Source organism: Amycolatopsis sp. GM8 (assembly GCF_021653975.1).
Classification (GTDB): domain Bacteria; phylum Actinomycetota; class Actinomycetes; order Mycobacteriales; family Pseudonocardiaceae; genus Amycolatopsis_E.
The window spans coordinates 736,174-756,414 of record NZ_JAJKFK010000001.1; the positions used below are offsets into that span (position 1 = coordinate 736,174).

The window sequence follows — 20,241 nt, forward strand, 5'->3', positions numbered from 1 at the left end:
CGAACCGAGGCGGTAACCGTGCAACCAGCACCGATCCACGTGAAAGTCGAAGAGGTCACCCGGCGCATCGCCGAGCGCAGCGCCACCACCCGCCGCGCGTACCTGGAGCGCGTCGCGGCTGCCCGGTCCGAGGGCCCGGTCCGCGCGGGACTGGCGTGCAGCAACCTCGCCCACGGCTTCGCGGCGTGCGGCGGCGAGGACCGGCTGGCGATCAGCGGGCTGCGTAAGCCCGGCGTCGCGATCGTCTCGGCCTACAACGACCTCCTCTCGGCACACCAGCCGCTGCACGAGTACCCCGAGTGGATCAAGGCCACGGTGCGCGAGGCGGGCGGTGTCGCGCAGTTCGCCGGTGGCGTGCCCGCGATGTGCGACGGGATCACGCAGGGCCGCGCGGGGATGGAGCTGTCCCTGTTCAGCCGCGAGGTGATCGCGATGGCCACCGGGATCGCGCTGTCGCACGAGATGTTCGACGGCGCGCTGCTGCTCGGCGTGTGCGACAAGATCGTGCCGGGGCTGCTGATCGGCGCACTGGCGTTCGGGCACCTGCCGGCGATCCTGGTGCCGGCCGGTCCGATGGCCTCGGGCCTGCCGAACAAGGAGAAGGCGCGGGTACGGCAGCTGTTCGCCGAGGGCCGGGCCACCCGTGAAGACCTGCTGGCAGCCGAGGCGTCGTCGTACCACTCGGCGGGCACCTGCACGTTCTACGGCACCGCGAACTCGAACCAGCTGGTCGTCGAGGTGATGGGGCTGCACCTGCCGGGCGCGAGCTTCGTGTCGCCGGGCACGCCGTTGCGGCGCGCCCTGACCGAGGAGGCGGGGCGGCGCATCGTGGCGCTGGCGCGCGACGAGTACACGCCGCTCGCGGAGATCATCAGCGAGCGGTCGGTGGTCAACGGTGTGGTGTCGCTGCTGGCCACCGGCGGGTCGACCAACCACACGATGCACCTCGTCGCGATCGCGGCCGCCGCCGGGATCCAGCTGACCTGGGACGATTTCGCCGACCTGTCCTCGGTGGTGCCGTTGCTGGCGAGCGTGTACCCGAACGGCAGCGCGGACATCAACCACTTCCACGCGGCCGGCGGGGTGCAGTTCCTGATCGGCACGCTGCTGGACGCGGGACTGCTGCACGAGGACGTGCGCACGGTGGCGGGCGACGGGCTGCACCGGTACCGCGCCGAGCCGGTGCTCATCGACGGAGTGCTGACGTGGCGCGAGGTTTCGACGCGAAGCCTGGATCCTTCGGTGCTGCGTCCCGTGCCGGATCCGTTCGCCGCGGACGGCGGGCTGCGGATGCTCAGCGGGAACCTGGGCCGCGCGGTGATCAAGGTGTCGGCGGTCGCGCCGGAGCACCGGGTGGTGCGCGCGCCCGCACGGGTTTTCACGTCGCAGCAAGGGTTTGCGGACGCGTTCCGGGCCGGTGAGCTGGACCGTGACGTCGCGGTGGTGATCAGGAACCAGGGCCCGCAGGCGAACGGGATGCCGGAGCTGCACGGGCTGACGCCGGCGCTGGGTGCGCTGATGGACCGCGGTCACCGGGTAATGCTGATCACGGACGGGCGGATGTCGGGCGCGTCGGGCAAGATCCCGTCCGCGATCCAGCTGACCCCCGAAGCGGCGGCGGGCGGCCCGCTGTCCCGGATCGAGGACGGCGACAAGATCGTGCTGGACGCCGACGCAGGCACGCTCGAGGTACTGGTCGACTTGGACGAACTCGCGTCGCGCCCGGTGCGCGATTCCGCGCCGGACGAGGCTTCGTGGATCGGGACCGGACGGGAGCTGTTCACCGCGCTGCGGCGCGCGGTCGGTCCCGCAGATCAGGGCGCGAGTGTCTTCGGCCCGATGACCCCGGGGCACTTCGGCGTCCCGGCCGGCGTCTGAACGCTTACGGTGGACGTGAATCGAGGAGGTCTGGTGAGCAACGAGTTGCTGGAACTGTCGCCCGTGATGCCGGTCGTGGTGCTGGAGGACGCGGCGGACGCGGTGCCGGTCGCGCGAGCGCTGCTGGCCGGCGGCATCGGGGTGATCGAACTGACGCTGCGCACCTCGGTAGCGCTCGCCGCGATGGAGCGGATCGCGGCCGAGGTGCCCGAGATCGTGCTCGGCGCCGGGACCGTCACCACCCCGGAGCAGGCCAAGCAGGCGGCGGACGCGGGGGCGAAGTTCCTGGTGACCCCGGGTGTCACGGATCGCGTGCTGGAAGCGGCGTTCGGCACTGGCCTGCCGTTCCTGCCCGGCGCGGGCACGGTGTCGGAGGCGATGCGGCTCGCCGAACACGGTCTCACCGCGCTGAAGTTCTTCCCGGCCGAGCCGAGCGGCGGGCTGGCGTACCTGAAGGCGATCGCGGGTCCGTTGCCAGGGCTGCGGTTCTGCCCGACCGGCGGGATCACCGCGGCGAGCGCGCCGTCGTACCTGGCACTGTCCACAGTGGGCTGTGTGGGTGGTAGCTGGCTGACACCGAAGGACGCGTTGGCGGCCAAGGACTTCGACCGCGTCACAGCTCTGGCGCGGGAGGCCGCTGCCCTGGCGGGCTGATCCGGCTGCCTTCGCTTGCCGGGGGCGCTATCCTCTGGGCGACATCACCCCGAGGAGACCGCCGTGGGATGGCACTGGTTCAGCGACCCCGACTACTGGGTGTCCCGGCTGGCCTTCCAGCGGATGCTGGCCGTCATCTATCTGATCGCGTTTCTGGTGGCTGTCAACCAGTTCCGCGCGCTCCTGGGCGCGCGGGGGCTGCTGCCGGTGCCGAAGTTCGTGGCGCGAGTGCCGTTCCGGCTCGCACCGAGCATTTTCCACCTGCACTACTCGGACACGTTCTTCGCCGCGGTCGCCTGGACGGGCGCGCTGGTGTCCGCGACGCTGGTGCTCGGCGTGTTCGACTCGGCGCCGGTGTGGGTTTCGCTCGTGGTGTGGGCGGTGCCGTGGGTGCTGTACCAGTCGATCGTGAACGTCGGGCAGCTGTGGTATTCGTTCGGCTGGGAGTCGTTGCTGCTGGAGGCCGGGTTCCTCGCGATCTTCCTCGGCCCGGCCGGGATGGCGCCGCCGGTGCCGGTGCTGTGGTTGCTGCTGTGGCTGCTGTTCCGGGTGGAGTTCGGCGCCGGCATGATCAAGATGCGCGGCGACCGGTGCTGGCGTGAGCTGACTTGCCTGTACTACCACCACGAGACGCAGCCGATGCCCGGTCCGCTGAGCTGGTACTTCCATCATCTGCCGAAGCCGCTGCACAAGGTCGAGGTGCTGGCGAGCCATTTCACGCAGCTGATCGTGCCGTTCGTGTTGTTCGCGCCGCAGCCGGTCGGCGGGGTTGCGGCGGCGATCATGATCGTCACGCAGCTCTGGCTCGTGGTGAGCGGGAACTTCTCGTGGCTCAACGTGCTGACCATCACGATCGCGGTGTCCGCTTTGGACAGTCGGCTGCTGCCGTTCTCCGCGACCGCGTTGACGGAACCGCCGGCGTGGTATCGGTTCGTGGTGCTGGCGGTGGCGGCGCTGATCCTGGTGCTGAGCTACCGTCCGGCGCGGAACCTGTTGTCCCGCAAGCAGATCATGAATTACAGCTTCGATCGGCTGCATCTGGTGAACACCTATGGCGCGTTCGGCGGGATCAGCCGGATCCGGCACGAGATCGTGTTCGAAGGCACGGACGAGCCGGAGCTGACGTCCACGACGGTGTGGCGTGAGTACGAGTTCAAGGGCAAGCCCGGCGATCCGCACCGGCGACCGCGGCAGGTGGCGCCTTACCATTTGCGGCTGGACTGGATGTTGTGGTTCGTGCCGATCTCGTTCAGGTATGGGGAAGCCTGGCTGGAGCGGCTCGCGGAGAAGCTGCTGGCCGCCGACCGTCCGATGCTGAAACTGTTGCGGTACGACCCGTTCGGCGGCGAGCGGCCGACTTTCGTGCGGGCACAGTTGTTTCGTTACCGCTTCAGCACCCCGGCCGAACGCCGCCGGACGGGCGACTGGTGGGTGCGCCGGCCGAGCGGCCCGGCGATGAAGGTGACCCGGCTGGGCCCCGACGGCGTGGTGGCCGCGGAGTAGCCCGTGTCAGTCGGTGACGGCGTCGTCCAGCGGGGTGGCGTCGGCACCGGCGTTCTTCAGTTCGTCACGGACCACGGCGTAGGCGAGCCCCTGCGGATATCCCTTGCGCGCCAAGGTACCGAGGAGACGCCGGACCGCGGTCTGCTCGTCGCGGGTGCTCATCGAGCGCAGCCGTTTGCGGACCAGTTCGCGGGCCCGGTCTTCCTCGGACTCGCGGTCGATCTCCCCCGCCGCCCGCGCGGCGATGTCGCTGTCCACGCCCTTGCGCTTGAGCTCGGCGACAAGGGCACCGCGCGCCAGGCCCTGGTAGGCGTGCCGCGAACGCACCCACTGCTCGGCGAACGCGGCGTCGTCGATCAGGCCGGAACTGTCCAGCTTGCTCAGCAGGCGTTCGCGGAGGTCCTCGTCGAAACCCTTGCGCCGCAACGCCTGCCGGAGCTCGTCCTTGGTCCGCGCCCGGATGGCGAGTAGGTCGAAGCAGACCTCCTTCGCCTTCTTCCACGCCTCGTCCGGCGACAGCTCAGCCGGATCGAACTTCGGCATGTTCCTCCTCGTTCCACATGCTCCAACGCACCCGCAGCCGGGGCCGGGGGTTCGCCCGGACGGGGCCAGGGAGCCCGAGGCTTCCTCCCGACGGGGCCAGGGTCCGGGGCTTGCCCCCCGGGTGAGGTCTGGGGTGGCACCCCCAGAAGTCACGGCGACAAGCCAGGCGAGCTGGCCCGGGTGTGGGTGTCCCGCAAGGCACTGCGCGAGCAGACCTCGCCCACGAGCGAGCGTCGAACTCGGCGTCCCGAACGTAGAATTCGGCGTCCCGAGAGTCGAACTCAGCGTCCGCAATGTCGGACTCGACTTCCCGAGCGTCGGACTCGGTATCGCGAGCGTCGGACTCGCGCGCGCTCCAAGAACCCGACGGGGGCTCCAGAACTCGCGCGCGAACTCTAGAACTCGACGGGGGCGGGGGCGGCGTCTTCGGTGTCCACCTGGGCGCCGAGGCCGAGCTTCTCCTTGATCCGCTTCTCGATCTCGTTCGCGATGTCGGGGTTGTCGCGCAGGAACTTCCGCGCGTTCTCCTTGCCCTGGCCCAGCTGGTCGCCCTCGTAGGTGTACCAGGCACCGGACTTGCGCAGGATCCCCTGGTCCACGCCCATGTCGATGAGCGAACCCTCGCGGGACACGCCCTGGCCGTAGAGCATGTCGAACTCGGCCTGCTTGAACGGCGGCGCGACCTTGTTCTTCACGACCTTGACGCGGGTGCGGTTGCCGACCGCCTCGCCGCTGTCCTTCAGCGTCTCGATCCGGCGGATGTCCAGCCGGACCGAGGCGTAGAACTTCAGCGCCTTGCCACCGGTCGTCGTCTCCGGGGAGCCGAACATGACGCCGACCTTCTCGCGCAGCTGGTTGATGAAGATCGCGGTGGTGCCGGAGTTGGACAGCGCACCGGTGATCTTGCGCAGTGCCTGGCTCATCAGGCGGGCCTGCAGACCCACGTGCGAGTCACCCATCTCGCCTTCGATCTCGGCGCGGGGAACCAGCGCCGCCACCGAGTCGATCACCAGGATGTCCAGCGCACCGGAGCGGATCAGCATGTCCGCGATCTCCAGGGCCTGCTCGCCGGTGTCCGGCTGGGAGACCAGCAACGCGTCGGTGTCCACGCCGATCGCTTTGGCGTACTCCGGGTCGAGTGCGTGCTCCGCGTCGATGAAGGCCGCGATGCCGCCCGCCTTCTGCGCGTTGGCCACGGCGTGCAGGGCCACGGTGGTCTTACCCGAGGATTCCGGGCCGTAGATCTCGACGACCCGGCCGCGGGGCAGGCCCCCGATACCGAGCGCGATGTCCAGCGCGATGGCCCCGGTGGGGATCACCTCGATCGGCACGTGCCCCTTGTCGCCGAGGCGCATCAGGGAACCTTTGCCGTACTGCTTGTCGATCTGCGCCATGGCGAGATCGAGCGCTTTGTCCTTGTCGAGTGCTGCTGCGGCCATCTGAAAATCCACCTCGTCGGTCGGAAGCCTGTGGGGGCTTGTCTCGGGTCTTCCAGCTGCTGGGCCCGACACTACGGGCGGGGGCCGACAATTCCTGATCGTCGCGAGTGATCTGTGGACAGCTGACCCCGATGTGGACAACACGATAGCCGAACACGTGTTCGACGCAAGGAGCGACACGCCTTCGGGGTGAATTTTCCGCCCAGCGGCTCAGCGACGCTCGGCGGGCACGTCGAACGCCAGGCACACCTCGCGCCAGATCTCCTTCGCCGAAACCCCCGCGGCCAGCGCCTGCTCGACCGTTCGCCCGCCCAGCCCGCTGAACACGTGATCCTTCGCCAGGACTTCGGCCCGGCCGGGACCGAACTCGTCCGCCATCAACCTTCGGAACACCGTGATGCGCATCGGAGACCAGCCTACTGTGGGGGTATGGCCTCGATCGCGCTGACCGTGGTGTCGATCGCCGTCCTCGTCGCGGCGCTCGTGGTCGCCTTGCGCGCGTTGTGGAACCTGCGCAACCGCCGCTGAGCGCTCACGGGGTGACGATCACCTTCGCCCGGGCGTGTTCCTCTTCGAGATAGCGGACGGCTTCCGGGGTCTTGCTCAGCGGGTAGGTGCGATCCACGACCGGCACGAGCACGCCGGCCTCGATGAGTTCGCGCAACGCCGCCAGGTCCGCCGTGCCGGGCCTCGCGCTGAGCACGTGCAACCGCTGACGGACGAAGCGCGCCAGCAGCATGCCCTTGACGATGAGGCCCATCGGCCCGATCAGGCTGCCGCCCTCGGACACCCCGCCGCCGGACAGGATGACCGTCCCCGCCGGGGTCGCCGCGCGCCGGAGCCTGCCCAGCGGGCGGTTGCCCACCAGATCGAACACGACGTCGTAGCGGTGCCGGTCGCGGGTGAAGTCGTCGCGCGTGTAGTCGATGATGTGGTCCGCGCCGAGCGAGCGGACCAGCTCGATGTTCCTGGTACTGCAGACGGCGGTCACGTCCGCGCCGAGCGACTTGGCGATCTGGACGGCGAAGGTGCCCACGCCACCCGACGCGCCGTTGACGACGACCCGGGTTTCCGGCCCTACCTTGGCGTCGCGCAGTCCCATCAGCGCGGTGATACCCGCCAGCGGCACCGCCGCCGCCTCCTCGAACGTGAGGTTCGCCGGCTTCGTGTCCACCACGTCGTCCGGGGCGCACACGTACTCCGCGAACGCTCCCGGATGCTCGCCGTACACCTCGTCACCGGGACGCAACCGCGTCACCGCCCGGCCGGCTGCCACCACCCGGCCCGCGAAGTCCGTGCCGCGGATCTTCGGCTCGGGTGCGCGCAGCCCGGCCGACAGGCGCGCCAGGTACGGGTCGCCCCGCATGATGTGCCAGTCGCGGGCATTGAGCGACGCCGCCTCGACCCGCACCAGCACCTCGTGGTCGCCGGGCACGGGCTGGTCGACTTCCCGCAGTGCCAGTACATCGGGTGAGCCGTACCGGTCCTGGACGATGGCCTTCATCGGATCTCCTTGACACTCGGAACGGGAGTTCGGCGGATGGCCCATTCGGCCACCGCGAGGTTGATCGCCCAGCCGGCGAACATCACGATCGTGTTGCCGAGCCGGCCGGGTGTGCCGGCGGCCAGTACCCACGCCAGGTTGGTGAAGACCTGCGTCCCGGCACCCATGGCGACGGCGTAGGCCCGGATCATCCAGGCGCGGTGGCGCGACACGTCCCGCCGCAGGATCGCGGCGAAACCGAGGACCAGGAACAGGATCCAGGCCGAGCCGAACACGAGCCGGAAGCCGGTGAGCAGGTCGCCGACGTTGCCGGGACGGGGATAGAACAACGTCATCCACAGGCCCGCGAGCGCGCCGGCGAGCCCACTGGGAACCAGCAGCCGCCCGGCCCAGCGATGCCAGCCGGGCCTTCGCCGGCGCAGGCCGGGCGCGAACTGGAAGGCACCCAGGATGGCGTACACGGTGACCGCGCAGATGTGTACGACAACGGGTAGCGGCGTGGCGAAGAACCGTGCGTTGTCCGGCGTGATCTCGGCGCCGGAGCTCAGTTCGGTCACCCGCATCGCGCCGGCCACCACCGGAACGACGCTCAGTACGAGCAGCCCGGCGGGCACGAGCCGGCGGGCCGCCACCACGGATATCCCCTGTTCGCTGGTCATGGGAAAAGCATGGCGAGCGCGGCGGCCGGGCTCATCGGACGACGGGCCCGACCTGGTCCGGCCGTGGGTACGGCGGCGAGCCGTACTTTCGGCCGAGGGTGATCAGTGCTTCACGCGGTTCGTCTCGTAGGCCCAGATGACGATCTCGACGCGGTTGCGGGCGCCGAGTTTGGCCATCAGGCTGCCGATGTGCGTCTTGACGGTGCTGAGCGTGATGTACAGCTCGTCGGCGATCTCGCTGTTGGTCCGCCCGCGCGCGACGGCGGTGAGGACCTGCTCCTCCCGGCCGGTGAGCGGCTCGATCGGTTGCCGCGGCGGCATTCCGGCGCCGGTCGCGGCGAACACCCCGAGCAGGCGCGCGGTGATACTCGGCGCGATGAGCGCGTCCCCGTTGGCCGCGGCGCGCACGGCCTGCACGAGCAGGTCCGTGTCGGCGTCCTTGAGCAGGAAACCGCGGGCGCCGGCACGCAGCGCGGCATAGACGTACTCGTCGAGGTCGAACGTGGTGATGACGACGACGGCGAGCGGGTCGTCGACGGCCGCGCCGGCGAGGGACCGGGTGGCTTCGATCCCGTCGACGACGGGCATCCGGATGTCGAACAGGCACACGTCCGGGCGCAGCCGCCGGGCGAGTTCGACCGCCCGCCGCCCTTCGGCGGCCTGGCCGATCACCTCGATACCGGGCTGGGCGTCGAGGATCATCGCCAGCCCGGTCCGGACGATCTCCTGGTCGTCCGCGACGAGCACGCGGATCGTCATCGGGTCGGCCCAGTCCGCGGTAGCACGGCTGTGACGGTCCAGCCCCGTTCCGGTCCGGGACCGGCTTCGCAGGTGCCACCGAGCAGGTCAGCGCGTTCGGCCATGCCGATGAGCCCGTACCCGGGCGCCGCGCCGGGGCGCAGGCCACCGGTCTCGCCGTCGTCGCTGACCCGCAGCCGAACCGACGTCTCGTCGACGGTGACCCGGAGCTCGATGCGGGTCGCGTGCCGGGCGTGCCGCCGCGCGTTCGTCACGGATTCCTGGGCGAGGCGGTAGATCGCGGCCGCGACGGCCGACGGCACCTCGTCGACGGCGCCGGCCAGATCGACGTCGACGGCAGGACCGGCGCCGGCCTCCCGGGCGAGTTGTTCGAGGTCGGAGATCCGCGGACCGGGCGTCAGCTCCGCCGGTTCGCTGCGACGCAAGGCATGCACCATGGTGCGCATCTCGGCCAGCGCGTTCGACGCCTCCGCCTTGATGACCCGCAGCGCGTCCTCCGCGGCACCGGCCTGCGACCCGGCGGTCGCGAGGCCGGCCTGGGCCCGGATCGCCATCGCCGACACGTGGTGGGCGACGGTGTCGTGCAGGTCGCGGGCCAGCCGCTCGCGTTCGAGCAGCCTGATCTGGTCGCGCTCGCGCAGCTTCGACCCCGCCCGGTAGCGCAGGGCGGCGCCCAGCGCGCACGCCGCGGACAGCACGACGAGCCCGCCCGCCGTGTTGCCGGGGCTGAGGTAACCGAGGCCGAGCGACAACGCGAGGTTCCCGAGCATGATCGCCGAGCCGGCCACCACCTCGCGTCCCGATCCCCACCGGAACAACGAGTACGGCAGCAACAGCAGAAACCCCATGGTGCTCAGCGGTGAATCGCCGCCCACCACGAGGGACAACAGGGCGGACACGGCGAACGCGATCGCGACCATCAGCAACGGCGAGGTGCGGCGCCACAGCAGCGTGCAGACCAGCCCGACGCCGACGATCACCGACAGCACCCGCCACGGGACTTCCGGCCGCAGGATCCCCTCCAGGACCACGCCCGGTACCAGCACGGCCACAAGTACCCAGTCGCGCCAGACCCGGGACGGCGCGTTCGGAGGTCGTGGCTCAGCCCAGCCGGACCACGCGGGTTTGCGCACCGGGCCATCGTACGAGAGCCAGGTCACGGGCGGCTCCACCCAAAGTACGGTGATGGGCGTGACGGGATACATCGAGGTGGCCGGGCGGCGCGTGTGGCACGAGGTGTCCGGCGAGGGCGATCCGCTTGTCCTGCTGCACGGCGGGTTCCTCGGCGCGTCCTCGTTCTTCGGGCAGACCCCGGCGCTGGTCGAGGCCGGCTATCGGGTCCATGTCCCCGAGCGCCGCGGGCACGCACACACCCCGGACGTCGAAGGACCGCTGAGCTACTCGGTGATGGCCGACGACATGATCGCTTACCTGGCACAGGAAGTCGGCGGGCCGGCGCACCTGGTCGGGTGGAGCGACGGGGCGGTGGTCGCGCTGCTGGTCGCCCAGCGCCGCCCGGACCTGGTGGCCAGGATGGTGCTGATCGGCCAGTACTACAACTCCGCCGGCCGGGTCGCCGGGCCCGAACTGGTGGCGTACCTCAACTCGCCGGACGCGATCACGTTCCTGCGCCGGGCTTACGACCCGTTCTCTCCCGACGGTCCCGACCATTTCCCCGTCGTGCACGCCAAGATGATGCACATGATCGCCACCGAGCCGGAGATCGCGCTGGACACCCTGGGCGGCGTCACCGCCCCCACCCTGGTGCTCCAGGGCGACCGGGACGAGGTCACGGTCGAGCACTCCCTGGCCGTCGTCGCCGCGCTGCCCGAAGCACGCCTGGCGGTGCTGCCGGGCACGCACACCCTGCCGATCGAGTACCCGGACCTGGTCAACCCGCTGATCGTCTCGTTCCTCCGCGACACCGACCCGGCTCCGGACTGGAACGCCTTCACCGGCTGAACCTAGGTTCCCGGCTGGACCGTCTGCTCGAAGTAGTCGGCGAGCTGCGACGCCGTCGACGCGGTCTGTCCGCTGCCGGCCTTCTGGTAGATCACCCCGGCGAGCGGGCGGTCGGCGACGGTGAACACCAGCACCGCCGAGATCTTGCCGCCGGCCGCGGAATAGTTGCCCGACAGCCCGTTGCCCTTCCACGGCGCCTGCACCTGGTCCCCGCCAACAGAACTGAGCAGTCGGTCGGTGTAGTCCTTCAGAGTGGCCGCGGAAGTGCCGTGCACGTAGGTGATCTGCGCCCCGGCGAGTGCCGGCGCCGAGCATGTGGTGAGCACGCCGAGGTTCGTCCCCGACGGCGGTGCGATGTCGCCGCTGCCCGCGCCGGCGACGCACTGCGAGGTGTCGGCGATCTTCCCAGCCAGCTGGCGCAGGCACCCGGTGAAGCCCTTCGCGTCGGCCTGCCCCGGCTGCGCGCAGTCCGCGGCGGTCAGCGTCGCCGTACTCGACGACGGCCACAGCACGTAGGTGAGCGCGGCCGCGAGCACGACCACCGCCGCCACGGCACCGAAGATGAGCGGTTTCCTGTTGCGGCGCTTGGGTTCCGCGGGCGGCGTGTAGCTGGGGAAGTTCGCCGGGGCCGGAAACTGGAACTGTGGCCGCGGTGGTGGGGCGGGGACGGCGGCCGCGACCTGGCCCGCGACGTTCTGGGTGCGCATGCCGATGCCGTCGCGGCTCACGTGGTGCGCGCCGAGCGCGACCGCGGTCTCCGGCTGGTCCAGGCTGGCCGGCACCACCCCGAGTTTCTCCGCGATCATCGAACCGACCAGCGGCAGCCGGCTCGACCCGCCGACGAGGTAGATACCGACCAGCCGGTCCGGGGTCAGGCCCGCGGTGGCGACCGTCCTGGACAGCAGCTCGACGCTCCGCAGCAGCGCCGGGCGCACGAGCGCCTCCAGCTCCCCGCGCGTGACCAGCACGTCGGTGAACGGTTCCGGCATCGGCACCTCGGTCTGCGGATGCCGCGACAACGCCTCCTTCGCCGCCTTGACGTCCTCCTGCAGCGCGCGCCGGGTGCGGCGGTCCGCGGTGGATTCCGGGCGGAGCAAACGCTGCCACCGCTGCGGGTCGCGATGCGAAACCTCGCGGCCGACGTGCACCATCAGCGCCTGGTCGACGTCGAGACCACCGAGATCGGGCAGGCCGTTCTCGGCCAGCACAGTGAAACCGTTCTGGGTGGCGCCGACGACGGCCACGTCGAACGTGCCGGCGCCCAGGTCGTAGACGGCGAGCGCCTGCCCCGGCGCGAGCGTGCGGCCGGGGAAGGACGCGAAATGCGCGGCGGCGGCCACCGGTTCGGGCACGAGATGGACCGGGCCGCGGAACCCGGCGAGCCGCGCGGAGGTCAGAAGTACGTTGCGGCGCAACGGACCCCACTCCGCGGGATGGGTCAGCCGCAGTTCCTCGGGCTGGTCACCGCCCAGCTGGCGGGTGGTCTCCTCCAGCACCCGGCGCAACACGGCGGCCAGCGCCTCGTTCACGGGCACCACGTCCTGCCCCAGCAGCAGCGTCTGCTCGTCGACGCGGCGCTTGGGGTTGGGCTCGAACCGGGTGGGGTCGAGACGGGCCCGCCGCTCGGCGTCGCGGCCGACCAGCAGCGTGCCGTCTTCGGCGGCGAACACCGCGGACGGCATGGTCGCGGACCCGTCCACCTCGACCACGCGTGGTGGCCTGCCGTGCGCCGACAGCACGGCGACGGTGTTGGACGTCCCAAGGTCCACGGACAGGATCCGCACTCCCGCTCCCCTCACGATCTCCCAGGTCGGACGTGATGCTGCCATGTTCACGGCCGGCCCGCGTGCGGTCCGCGCGAAAACTGTCGGTGGGTCGCGTAATGATGGATGGGTGGCAGACGCGCTCGAGGAGTTCTCCCCCGCGACCAGGGACTGGTTCGCGGGGGCCTTCGCCGCGCCCACCGAGGCCCAGACGGGTGCCTGGCGGGCGGCGCAGGCGGGCGAGCACGCGCTGGTCGTCGCGCCGACGGGGTCCGGCAAGACGCTGGCGGCGTTCCTGTGGGCGCTGGACCGGCTCGCGGCCGGGCCGCCACCCGAGACTCCGGCGCGGCGCTGCCGGGTGCTCTATGTCTCACCGTTGAAGGCGCTGGCCGTCGACGTGCAGCGGAACCTGCGCGCGCCATTGGCGGGCATCTCGCAGGCCTCGCGGCGGCTCGGGCAGACGCCGCCCGAGATCGCGGTCGGCATGCGCACCGGGGACACCCCCGCGGCCGACCGGCGGGCCTTCTCCCGCACTCCGCCGGACATCCTGGTCACCACGCCGGAGTCGCTGTTCCTGATCCTCACCTCGTCCGCGCGCGAGTCGTTGCGGGGTGTGGAGACGGTGATCGTGGACGAGGTGCACGCGGTGGCCGGCACCAAGCGCGGCGCCCATCTCGCGCTGTCGCTGGAACGGCTGGACGGGCTGCTTTCCCGCCCGGCGCAACGGATCGGGCTGTCCGCGACGGTCCGCCCGGTCGACGAGGTGAGCGCGTTCCTCGGCGGCGGGCGGCCGGTGCGCGTGGTGCAGCCGAAGCCGTTGAAGACGATCGAGGTGCGGGTCGAGGTCCCGGTCGAGGACATGGCGAATCTGGACGCGCCGTCGTCACCGCTGGAGTCGTTGCCGCTGCCCTCGGAGGGCGGCATCGGCACGAACGAGGAGATCTCGGGCGCGGCGGTGCAGCGGCCGTCGATCTGGCCGGCGGTCGAGGAACGGGTGCTCGAACTGATCCGCGAGCACCGGTCCACCATCGTGTTCGCCAACTCGCGGCGGCTCACCGAGCGGCTCACGGCACGGCTCAACGAACTCGCCACGGATGAGACAGAACTCGTTGCGGGGCAACGCTTCCCGGCCGAGGCGATCGGCGAGTCCGGGCTCACCACCGGCGCCGCGCCCACGATCGCGAAGGCGCACCACGGGTCGATGTCGCGCGAGCAGCGCACCCACGTCGAAGAAGAGCTGAAAACGGGACGGCTGCCGTGTGTCGTCGCGACGTCATCGCTCGAACTGGGCATCGACATGGGCGCGGTCGATCTGGTGGTGCAGATCGAGGCGCCGCCGACGGTCGCGTCCGGGCTGCAGCGCGTCGGCCGCGCGGGGCACCATGTCGGCGCGGTGTCCACCGGGGTGATGTTCCCGAAGTTCCGCGGCGACCTGGTTTCGTGCGCCGTGGTGTCCGAGCGGATGACGAGCGGCGCGATCGAAGCGGTGCGGTACCCGCGCAACCCGCTGGACGTGCTGGCGCAGCACGTCGTGTCGATGGTCGCGCTCGAACCGTGGACGGTCGAGGAGCTGGGCACGACGGTGCGCCGGGCCGCGCCGTTCGCCGCCCTGCCCGACGACGCTTTGCTGGCGGTGCTGGACATGCTGGCCGGGCGGTATCCGAGCGAGGAGTTCGGCGAGCTGCGGCCACGCATCACCTGGGACAGGGTGACCGGGGAGCTGCGCGGCAGGCCGGGTTCGCAGCGACTCGCGGTCACCTCCGGCGGCACGATCCCCGACCGCGGCCTGTTCACCGTGATGACCCCGGGCAGCGAGGCCGGGGCCGGCTCCCGGGTGGGCGAGCTGGACGAGGAGATGGTGTACGAGTCCCGGGTCGGAGACACGATCCTGCTCGGCACCTCGTCCTGGCGGATCACGGACATCACCCACGATCGCGTGATCGTCGTGCCGGCGCCCGGCGAGCCCGCGCGGATGCCGTTCTGGAAGGGTGACGCGCCGGGGCGGCCCCTGGAGCTGGGGCGCGCGCTCGGCGCGTTCGTCCGCGAACTGTCCACTTCGGACACCGAGAAAGCCCGCGCCCGCGCCGAATCCGCTGGGCTCGACGAGCGCGCCCGGGACAACTTGCTGACGTACCTCGAAGAGCAGCGTGCCGCGACCAGGCATGTGCCGAACGACCGGACGATCCTGCTGGAACGGTTCCGGGACGAGCTGGGCGACTGGCGGATCGTGCTGCACTCGCCGTTCGGGGCACAGGTGAACGCGCCATGGGCGCTGGCGATCGCGGCCCGGCTCCGGGAGAACCGCGGGGTCGACGCCCAGGTCATGCACTCCGACGACGGGATCGTGCTGCGCCTGCCCGACGCGCTGGACGAGAACGGGGCGGATGTCACGATCGGCGCGGACGACGTGCTGATCGACCCGGAGGAGGTCGAGCAGCTGATCGTCGGGGAGGTCGGCGGCTCGGCGCTGTTCGCGGCCCGGTTCCGGGAGTGCGCCGCCCGGTCGCTGCTGCTGCCGCGCCGTGACCCGCGCCGGCGCACGCCGTTGTGGCAGCAACGGCAGCGCGCGTCGCAGCTGCTGGCGGTGGCGGCGAAGTACGAGCGGTTCCCGGTGGTGCTCGAAGCGATGCGCGAGTGCCTGCAGGACGTGTACGACGTGGGTGGCCTGCGCGAGCTGATGACCGATGTGCGGGCCCGGCGGGTGAAGCTCGTCGAGGTGGAGACCCCGGCCGCGTCGCCGTTCGCGCGCAGCCTGATGTTCGGCTACGTCGGGATGTTCCTGTACGAGACGGACGCGCCGCTGGCCGAACGGCGGGCCGCCGCGCTCGCGCTCGACTCGGCGCTGCTGGCGGAACTCCTTGGCACGGAAGCGATCCGCGAGCTGCTCGACCCGGAGGCCGTCGCCGAAGTCGAGCGGTCGCTGCAGCGGCTCGCGCCCGACAGGCACGCGCGCAACGAGGAGGACGCCGCGGATCTGTTGCGGTTCCTCGGCGATCTGACGGTGGCGGAGGCCGCGGCCCGGGGCATCGAGGAGTCCTGGCTGACCGATCTCGTCCGGCAGCGACGAGTGATCCCGGTGCGGATCGGTGGCGAGGAACGGTATCTCGCGATCGAGGATGCCGGGCGGGCCCGGGACGCGCTCGGGGTCGCGCTGCCGATCGGGGTGCCCGAGGCGTTCACCGAACCGGTCGCCGATCCCTTGGGCGACCTGCTCGCCCGATATGCCCGGACGCACGGGCCGTTTCCCGCGCGGCAGGCGGCGGAACGGTTCGGCCTCGGCACAGCGGTGGTCTCCGGCGTGCTCGACCGGCTGACCGCCGAAGGTCGTGTGGTGCGGGGCGAGCTGAGCCCGGTCGAACGTGGGGCCGGGGTGGAGTACTGCGACGCGGCGGTGCTGCGCAGGCTCCGGCGCGCGTCGCTGGCCCGGTTGCGGGCGGAGGTCGAACCGGTCGAACCGGCGGCGCTGGGCCGGTTTTTGCCGTCGTGGCACGGGATTGGCGCGCGAATGCGAGCGGCACCGACGGCGGACGACGTGCTGTCGGTCGTCGAACAGCTCGCTGGGGCACCACTGCCGGCGAGCGCGGTCGAATCGCTGATCCTGCCGAGTCGTCTCCCGGGCTACTACCCCGCACTGCTCGATGAGCTGACGACGGCGGGCGAGGTCACCTGGGCCGGGTGTGGCGCGCTCGCGGGTGGCGACGGCTGGCTCGCGCTCGCCCCGACGGACGTGGCTGATCTGCTGCTGCCGGAGATCGAAGAGAACGCGCCGACCAGTCCATTGCACGAGGGCATACTGTCCGCTTTGGACGGTGGTGCGCTGTTCTTCCGGCAGCTCGTGGACCGGGTCACGCTGCTGGTCGACAAGGCGCCCAACGATGGGGAAGTCGTTGCGGCGCTGTGGGATCTGGTGTGGGCAGGCCAGGTCACCGGCGACACCCTGGGCCCGTTGCGGGCACTGGTGTCGGGCCGGGGCGCGACGCACAAGCCACGGCAGGCGGCTCCTCGCGGCCGGTACGCGCGGATGCGCGCGGGGCGGCCTGCGATGCCGTCGCGCACGGGTCCCCCGACCGTCGCCGGGCGATGGGGGCTGACGCCGTTGCGTGAAAGCGACCCGACCAGGCGGACGTACGCGCGCACCGAGGCGTTCCTCGAACGGCACGGGGTGCTGACCCGCGGGGCGCTGGAGACCGAACGGGTCACCGGCGGTTTTTCGGGGATCTACAAGGTTCTTCGCGGGATGGAGGACTCGGGGCAGGTCATCCGCGGGTATGTCGTCGAAGGGCTCGGCGCCGCGCAGTTCGCCGCGCGCGGCGCGGTGGACCGGTTGCGGGCGCTGTCGGACACCGCGGATGGGCGGCGGCCGTCCGATGCCGTGGTGCTCGCCGCCACCGATCCGGCGCAGCCCTACGGAGCGGCGTTGTCGTGGCCGGCGCCGGTCGGCGAGACGAAGCATCGCCCGGCGCGCAAGGCGGGTGCGCTCGTGGTGCTGGCCGACGGGGTGCCCGCGTTGTATGTCGAGCGTGGCGGGAAGTCGTTGCTGTCGTTCAGCGACGATGACACGGTGCTGCGCTCGGCGGCGCAGGCTTTGTCGCGCGCTGTCCGCGAGGGTTGGCTGGGGCAGCTCGCCGTGCAGCGCGCGGACGGTGAACAGGCGCTGACCTCGGCGCTGGCCGACGTCCTGCGGGACGCGGGTTTCCGCGCGACGCCGAAGGGACTCCGGCTGCGGGCGTGATCGCGGGCCGTAGACTTCCCGGTCGGCGGGAAGGATGGTGATCACGGTGGCGATGCGGGAGCTGCGGTACTTCGGGGATCCGGTGCTGAAGACGGTCTGCGATCCGGTGACGCGGTTCGACAAGGCGCTGCGGACGCTGGTGACGGATCTGCTGGACTCGGTGCGGCCCGATGGCCGGGCGGGGCTGGCGGCGCCGCAGGTCGGGGTGAGCCTGCGGGTGTTCAGTTATGACGTCGAAGGCCTGACGGGGTACGTGATCAATCCCGAGATCGTCGAGCTCTCCGAGGCGCGGCACGACATCGGCGAAGGGTGCCTGTCGGTGCCGGAGCTGTGGTTCCCCGTGGACCGCGCGGTGCACGCCGTGGTGCGTGGGGTCGATGTGGACAACGAACCCATTGTGGTGGAAGGGAAAGACGTGCTGGCACAGTGTCTGCAGCACGAAACCGACCACCTCGACGGAATGCTCTACCTCGACCGGCTGGCCACGGACACCAAGCGCGAGGCGCTACGCCAGGCGCGGGGAAAAGACTGGTTCTGGCGGCGCTGACCCCCGGTTAGCGCTTTCCGTGCGGCCACCCCGGTAGCGACCTTCCGTACGGCGCCTCGTGCGATGCCCGTTTTGGATGGCCAACCGAGCGCGCGGATCCCGAACGCCGAACCCGCGCGCGGCCAACATGCCCGCGGGACGCGCAAACACGGCCGCGCACATGGCAAACACACCGCCTCAGCCAGCCAACACACCGACGCCGACAGCCAACTCACCCGCGGGAGTAGCCAACACGCCCGCACAGGCGGCAAACACACCCGCGCGAACAGTCAACTCACCTGCTCGAACCGCCAACACACCCGACGCAGGCGGCAAACACGCCCGGACAGCCAGCCAACTCGCCGCGCAAGCGGCCAACACAGCCACGCAGCCAGCCAACTCACCGACGCAGCCAGCCAACACGGCCACGCGAGCAGCCAACACGGCCGCGTGCAAGCGGCCAACCCACCCGAGAGGGGCCAAGCTCGCGGGGGATCAGGCGCCGGTGAGGTGGCGCGGGGTCAGCGCGGCAGGGATGGTGATGCGAAGCAGGCCTTCCTCCTCAGGCTGGTCCGGAACCAGACCGGCGCGCCGGGCGGTGCGGAAAATCCCATCGCGGCCGGGCAGGGACACCGCCATCAGCTGCCGATGCCCTCGTGCCGCGGCAAGGACCGCGAGCCGCGCGAGAAGGGCCGTGCCGACACCCTTGCGTTGCCAGGCATCGTCCACCAGCAACGAGATCTCCGCGATCGCACCCGTCCCCGGAATGAGCTGCCCGAGCCCGATCACCTCGCGCCCGCACACCGCGAGCAGGCTCAACCCCCGCGGCGGCACCAGCAGCCGGTGCAGCCAGCGCCGCGGCACGGTCCGCATCCCCGTCCGATACCGCTGGAAAAGCGTTTCCGCCGAACAACGCTGGTGCAGCGCGAAGACCGCATCGGCGTCTCCGGGCTGCCCCGGTCTCAGCACGATCGACGCCCCATCCGTGCAGGTCGCCACCGCCGGGCCGGACACGTCAGCGCGCACGGTGTCGAGCAACCCGAGCAGCGCCTCGGCCCGCGTGAGCTCCAGCTGCACGAACGGCGCCCACCGGCGGCGGGCGACCAGCGCGCTCTCCCCGTCGACGCCGAACGCGGCCCGGTGCCCGCCCTCGGTCCGCCCGGGATTCGCCTCGGCCAGCGGCACGACCGTCACCAGATCCGCCGCCAGCACCTCACGCAGCACCTCCGCGTAGCGCGACGGGTCCTCGACCGCCCGGCTCGCCGCGACGAGCGTGGCGGCGGAGGCGTCGACCAGCTCACGGATATCCGCGTCGGTGATGGCGGAGCATTCGCAGCCTTCGCCCTGGATGGCGCGCACCAGCTGTTCCTTGGTCAGCCCGGCGGCCGGCCGGATCACGACCTCGTCGAGCACCCCGCCCGGCACCGGAAGCACTGTCAGGCCGAGGATGTTGCACTCCAGGTCGGCCATCCGGATCGCGATCCGGGCCAGCGTGCCCGGGTGGTCGTCCATCCGGATCCGCATGCGCCAGGTGATCGACACGGATTCCTCGGTGAGCGGCAGTTCGGCGTCCCGGATCGGCTGAACAGAGCGAATCTCCATTCGGTAACGATCGCCCATGCTTGTTGCTGGATGAGGACGCGTGTGTTTCGCGCGTGTCAAGCCTGGTCGAGCACCACGAACTCGTTGCCCTCACTGTCCCGCGCCTCCTGACCGCCCTCACCCACGACGGCGAGCCGCACCCGATTCGGATGGACCTTCGGATCTTCGGAAAGCAGGAATTCCAGCCACGGCCCGCGTCCGGTCGGCGCCCGGAGCCCGATGACGACCGGCTGCCGCGACCCGATCCGCCACCCGCTCCGCACGGTCCACTCCGACGCGAGCGTGGACGGATCGAGTGCGTCGACGACGATCGCCGCGAGTGCTTCGGTGCTGGTGTATCCGGGGCGCGGTTCGAGCACGCAGAATTCGTTGCCCTGCGGGTCGATCATGACCTCCCACGGCACCCGCCCCTGCCCGATGTCCCGCGGGCGCGCGCCCAGCGACTGCGCGCGTTCGACCGTCGCGCGCTGACCTTCCGGCGAATAGCTCGCCAGGTCCAGATGGATCCGGTTCTTCGTCTCCTTCGGACCCGGCTCGGGCACGAAGATCAAGTCCAGCTCACAGCCGTCCGAGGCGGGCGGGCGCACCACCTTGTCCCCGACGAGCTGCCAGTCCAGCAGCGCGGCCCAGAACCAGGCGAGCTCGGCGGGCCGGGTCGCGCCGATCCACACGGCGACCAGTCGTGTCGACATGTGTTGACGATATCGAGCCGCGCCA

The 20,241-nt window shown here is 71.0% G+C and carries 16 protein-coding genes; 6 read left to right on the forward strand and 10 right to left on the reverse strand.

Features of this window, described 5'->3' with window-relative positions:
* Positions 1-18: 18 nt before the first annotated feature.
* The 3 genes from edd (at position 19) to LOZ83_RS03555 (ending at position 4,035) form a co-directional block, all read left to right on the forward strand.
* Complete coding sequence (edd, locus tag LOZ83_RS03545; protein WP_236788714.1) at positions 19-1,878, forward strand: phosphogluconate dehydratase; 1,860 nt, start codon at positions 19-21, stop codon at positions 1,876-1,878.
* Between the two features lie 33 nt (positions 1,879-1,911).
* Entirely contained in the window at positions 1,912-2,532 is a 621-nt protein-coding gene (gene eda / locus LOZ83_RS03550; protein WP_374202615.1) for a bifunctional 4-hydroxy-2-oxoglutarate aldolase/2-dehydro-3-deoxy-phosphogluconate aldolase, read from the forward strand.
* A gap of 63 nt (positions 2,533-2,595) precedes the next feature.
* The gene (locus tag LOZ83_RS03555; RefSeq protein WP_236788715.1) at positions 2,596-4,035 is read left to right on the forward strand and encodes a lipase maturation factor family protein; all 1,440 of its coding nucleotides are present in this window, start codon (positions 2,596-2,598) and stop codon (positions 4,033-4,035) included.
* Between the two features lie 6 nt (positions 4,036-4,041).
* Here the strand turns inward: LOZ83_RS03555 and LOZ83_RS03560 are convergent, their stop codons facing one another.
* The 7 genes from LOZ83_RS03560 to LOZ83_RS03590 form a co-directional block, all read right to left on the reverse strand.
* Positions 4,042-4,578 (reverse strand): regulatory protein RecX, encoded by a 537-nt coding sequence (locus LOZ83_RS03560; protein WP_236788717.1) that lies wholly within the window; start codon positions 4,576-4,578, stop codon positions 4,042-4,044.
* Positions 4,579-4,973: 395 nt separating this feature from the next.
* Positions 4,974-6,017 (reverse strand): recombinase RecA, encoded by a 1,044-nt coding sequence (gene recA, locus LOZ83_RS03565; RefSeq protein WP_236788719.1) that lies wholly within the window; start codon positions 6,015-6,017, stop codon positions 4,974-4,976.
* Positions 6,018-6,227: 210 nt separating this feature from the next.
* The gene (locus tag LOZ83_RS03570; protein ID WP_144640555.1) at positions 6,228-6,422 is read right to left on the reverse strand and encodes a DUF3046 domain-containing protein; all 195 of its coding nucleotides are present in this window, start codon (positions 6,420-6,422) and stop codon (positions 6,228-6,230) included.
* A gap of 127 nt (positions 6,423-6,549) precedes the next feature.
* Positions 6,550-7,521: an NAD(P)-dependent alcohol dehydrogenase gene (locus LOZ83_RS03575; RefSeq protein ID WP_236788721.1), complete on the reverse strand. Its 972-nt coding sequence runs from the start codon at positions 7,519-7,521 to the stop codon at positions 6,550-6,552.
* Positions 7,518-8,180 carry a DUF2306 domain-containing protein gene (locus tag LOZ83_RS03580; RefSeq protein WP_236788724.1) on the reverse strand — a complete coding sequence of 221 codons (663 nt, stop codon included), beginning with the start codon at positions 8,178-8,180 and terminating at the stop codon, positions 7,518-7,520. The genes LOZ83_RS03575 and LOZ83_RS03580 overlap by 4 nt, the downstream gene beginning before the upstream one ends.
* Before the next feature lie 102 nt (positions 8,181-8,282).
* Positions 8,283-8,939, reverse strand: coding sequence for a response regulator transcription factor (locus LOZ83_RS03585; protein ID WP_236788726.1), 657 nt, complete (start codon positions 8,937-8,939; stop codon positions 8,283-8,285).
* Positions 8,936-10,072 carry a sensor histidine kinase gene (locus LOZ83_RS03590; protein WP_236788728.1) on the reverse strand — a complete coding sequence of 379 codons (1,137 nt, stop codon included), beginning with the start codon at positions 10,070-10,072 and terminating at the stop codon, positions 8,936-8,938. The genes LOZ83_RS03585 and LOZ83_RS03590 overlap by 4 nt, the downstream gene beginning before the upstream one ends.
* A gap of 58 nt (positions 10,073-10,130) precedes the next feature.
* Here LOZ83_RS03590 and LOZ83_RS03595 point away from each other — a divergent pair, with 58 nt between their 5' ends.
* Entirely contained in the window at positions 10,131-10,901 is a 771-nt protein-coding gene (locus tag LOZ83_RS03595; protein WP_236788730.1) for an alpha/beta fold hydrolase, read from the forward strand.
* A 2-nt stretch (positions 10,902-10,903) separates the two neighbouring features.
* On the opposite strand, the gene LOZ83_RS03600 is transcribed toward LOZ83_RS03595, so the two are convergent.
* Positions 10,904-12,685: an Hsp70 family protein gene (locus LOZ83_RS03600; RefSeq protein WP_236788732.1), complete on the reverse strand. Its 1,782-nt coding sequence runs from the start codon at positions 12,683-12,685 to the stop codon at positions 10,904-10,906.
* 109 nt (positions 12,686-12,794) lie between these two features.
* Between LOZ83_RS03600 and LOZ83_RS03605 the strand changes: the two genes are divergently transcribed.
* Both LOZ83_RS03605 and def read left to right on the forward strand, forming a co-directional pair.
* Positions 12,795-17,396, forward strand: a complete 4,602-nt coding sequence (locus LOZ83_RS03605) for an ATP-dependent helicase (protein ID WP_236788734.1) — start codon at positions 12,795-12,797, stop codon at positions 17,394-17,396.
* A gap of 46 nt (positions 17,397-17,442) precedes the next feature.
* On the forward strand, positions 17,443-17,943 hold the full coding sequence (gene def / locus LOZ83_RS03610; RefSeq protein WP_236789427.1) for a peptide deformylase: 501 nt from the start codon (positions 17,443-17,445) through the stop codon (positions 17,941-17,943).
* A gap of 474 nt (positions 17,944-18,417) precedes the next feature.
* Here the strand turns inward: def and LOZ83_RS03615 are convergent, their stop codons facing one another.
* Positions 18,418-19,524, reverse strand: a complete 1,107-nt coding sequence (locus LOZ83_RS03615; RefSeq protein WP_374202616.1) for an N-acetyltransferase family protein — start codon at positions 19,522-19,524, stop codon at positions 18,418-18,420.
* Positions 19,525-19,580: 56 nt separating this feature from the next.
* Positions 19,581-20,216 (reverse strand): VOC family protein, encoded by a 636-nt coding sequence (locus LOZ83_RS03620; protein ID WP_236788736.1) that lies wholly within the window; start codon positions 20,214-20,216, stop codon positions 19,581-19,583.
* Positions 20,217-20,241 lie beyond the last annotated feature (25 nt).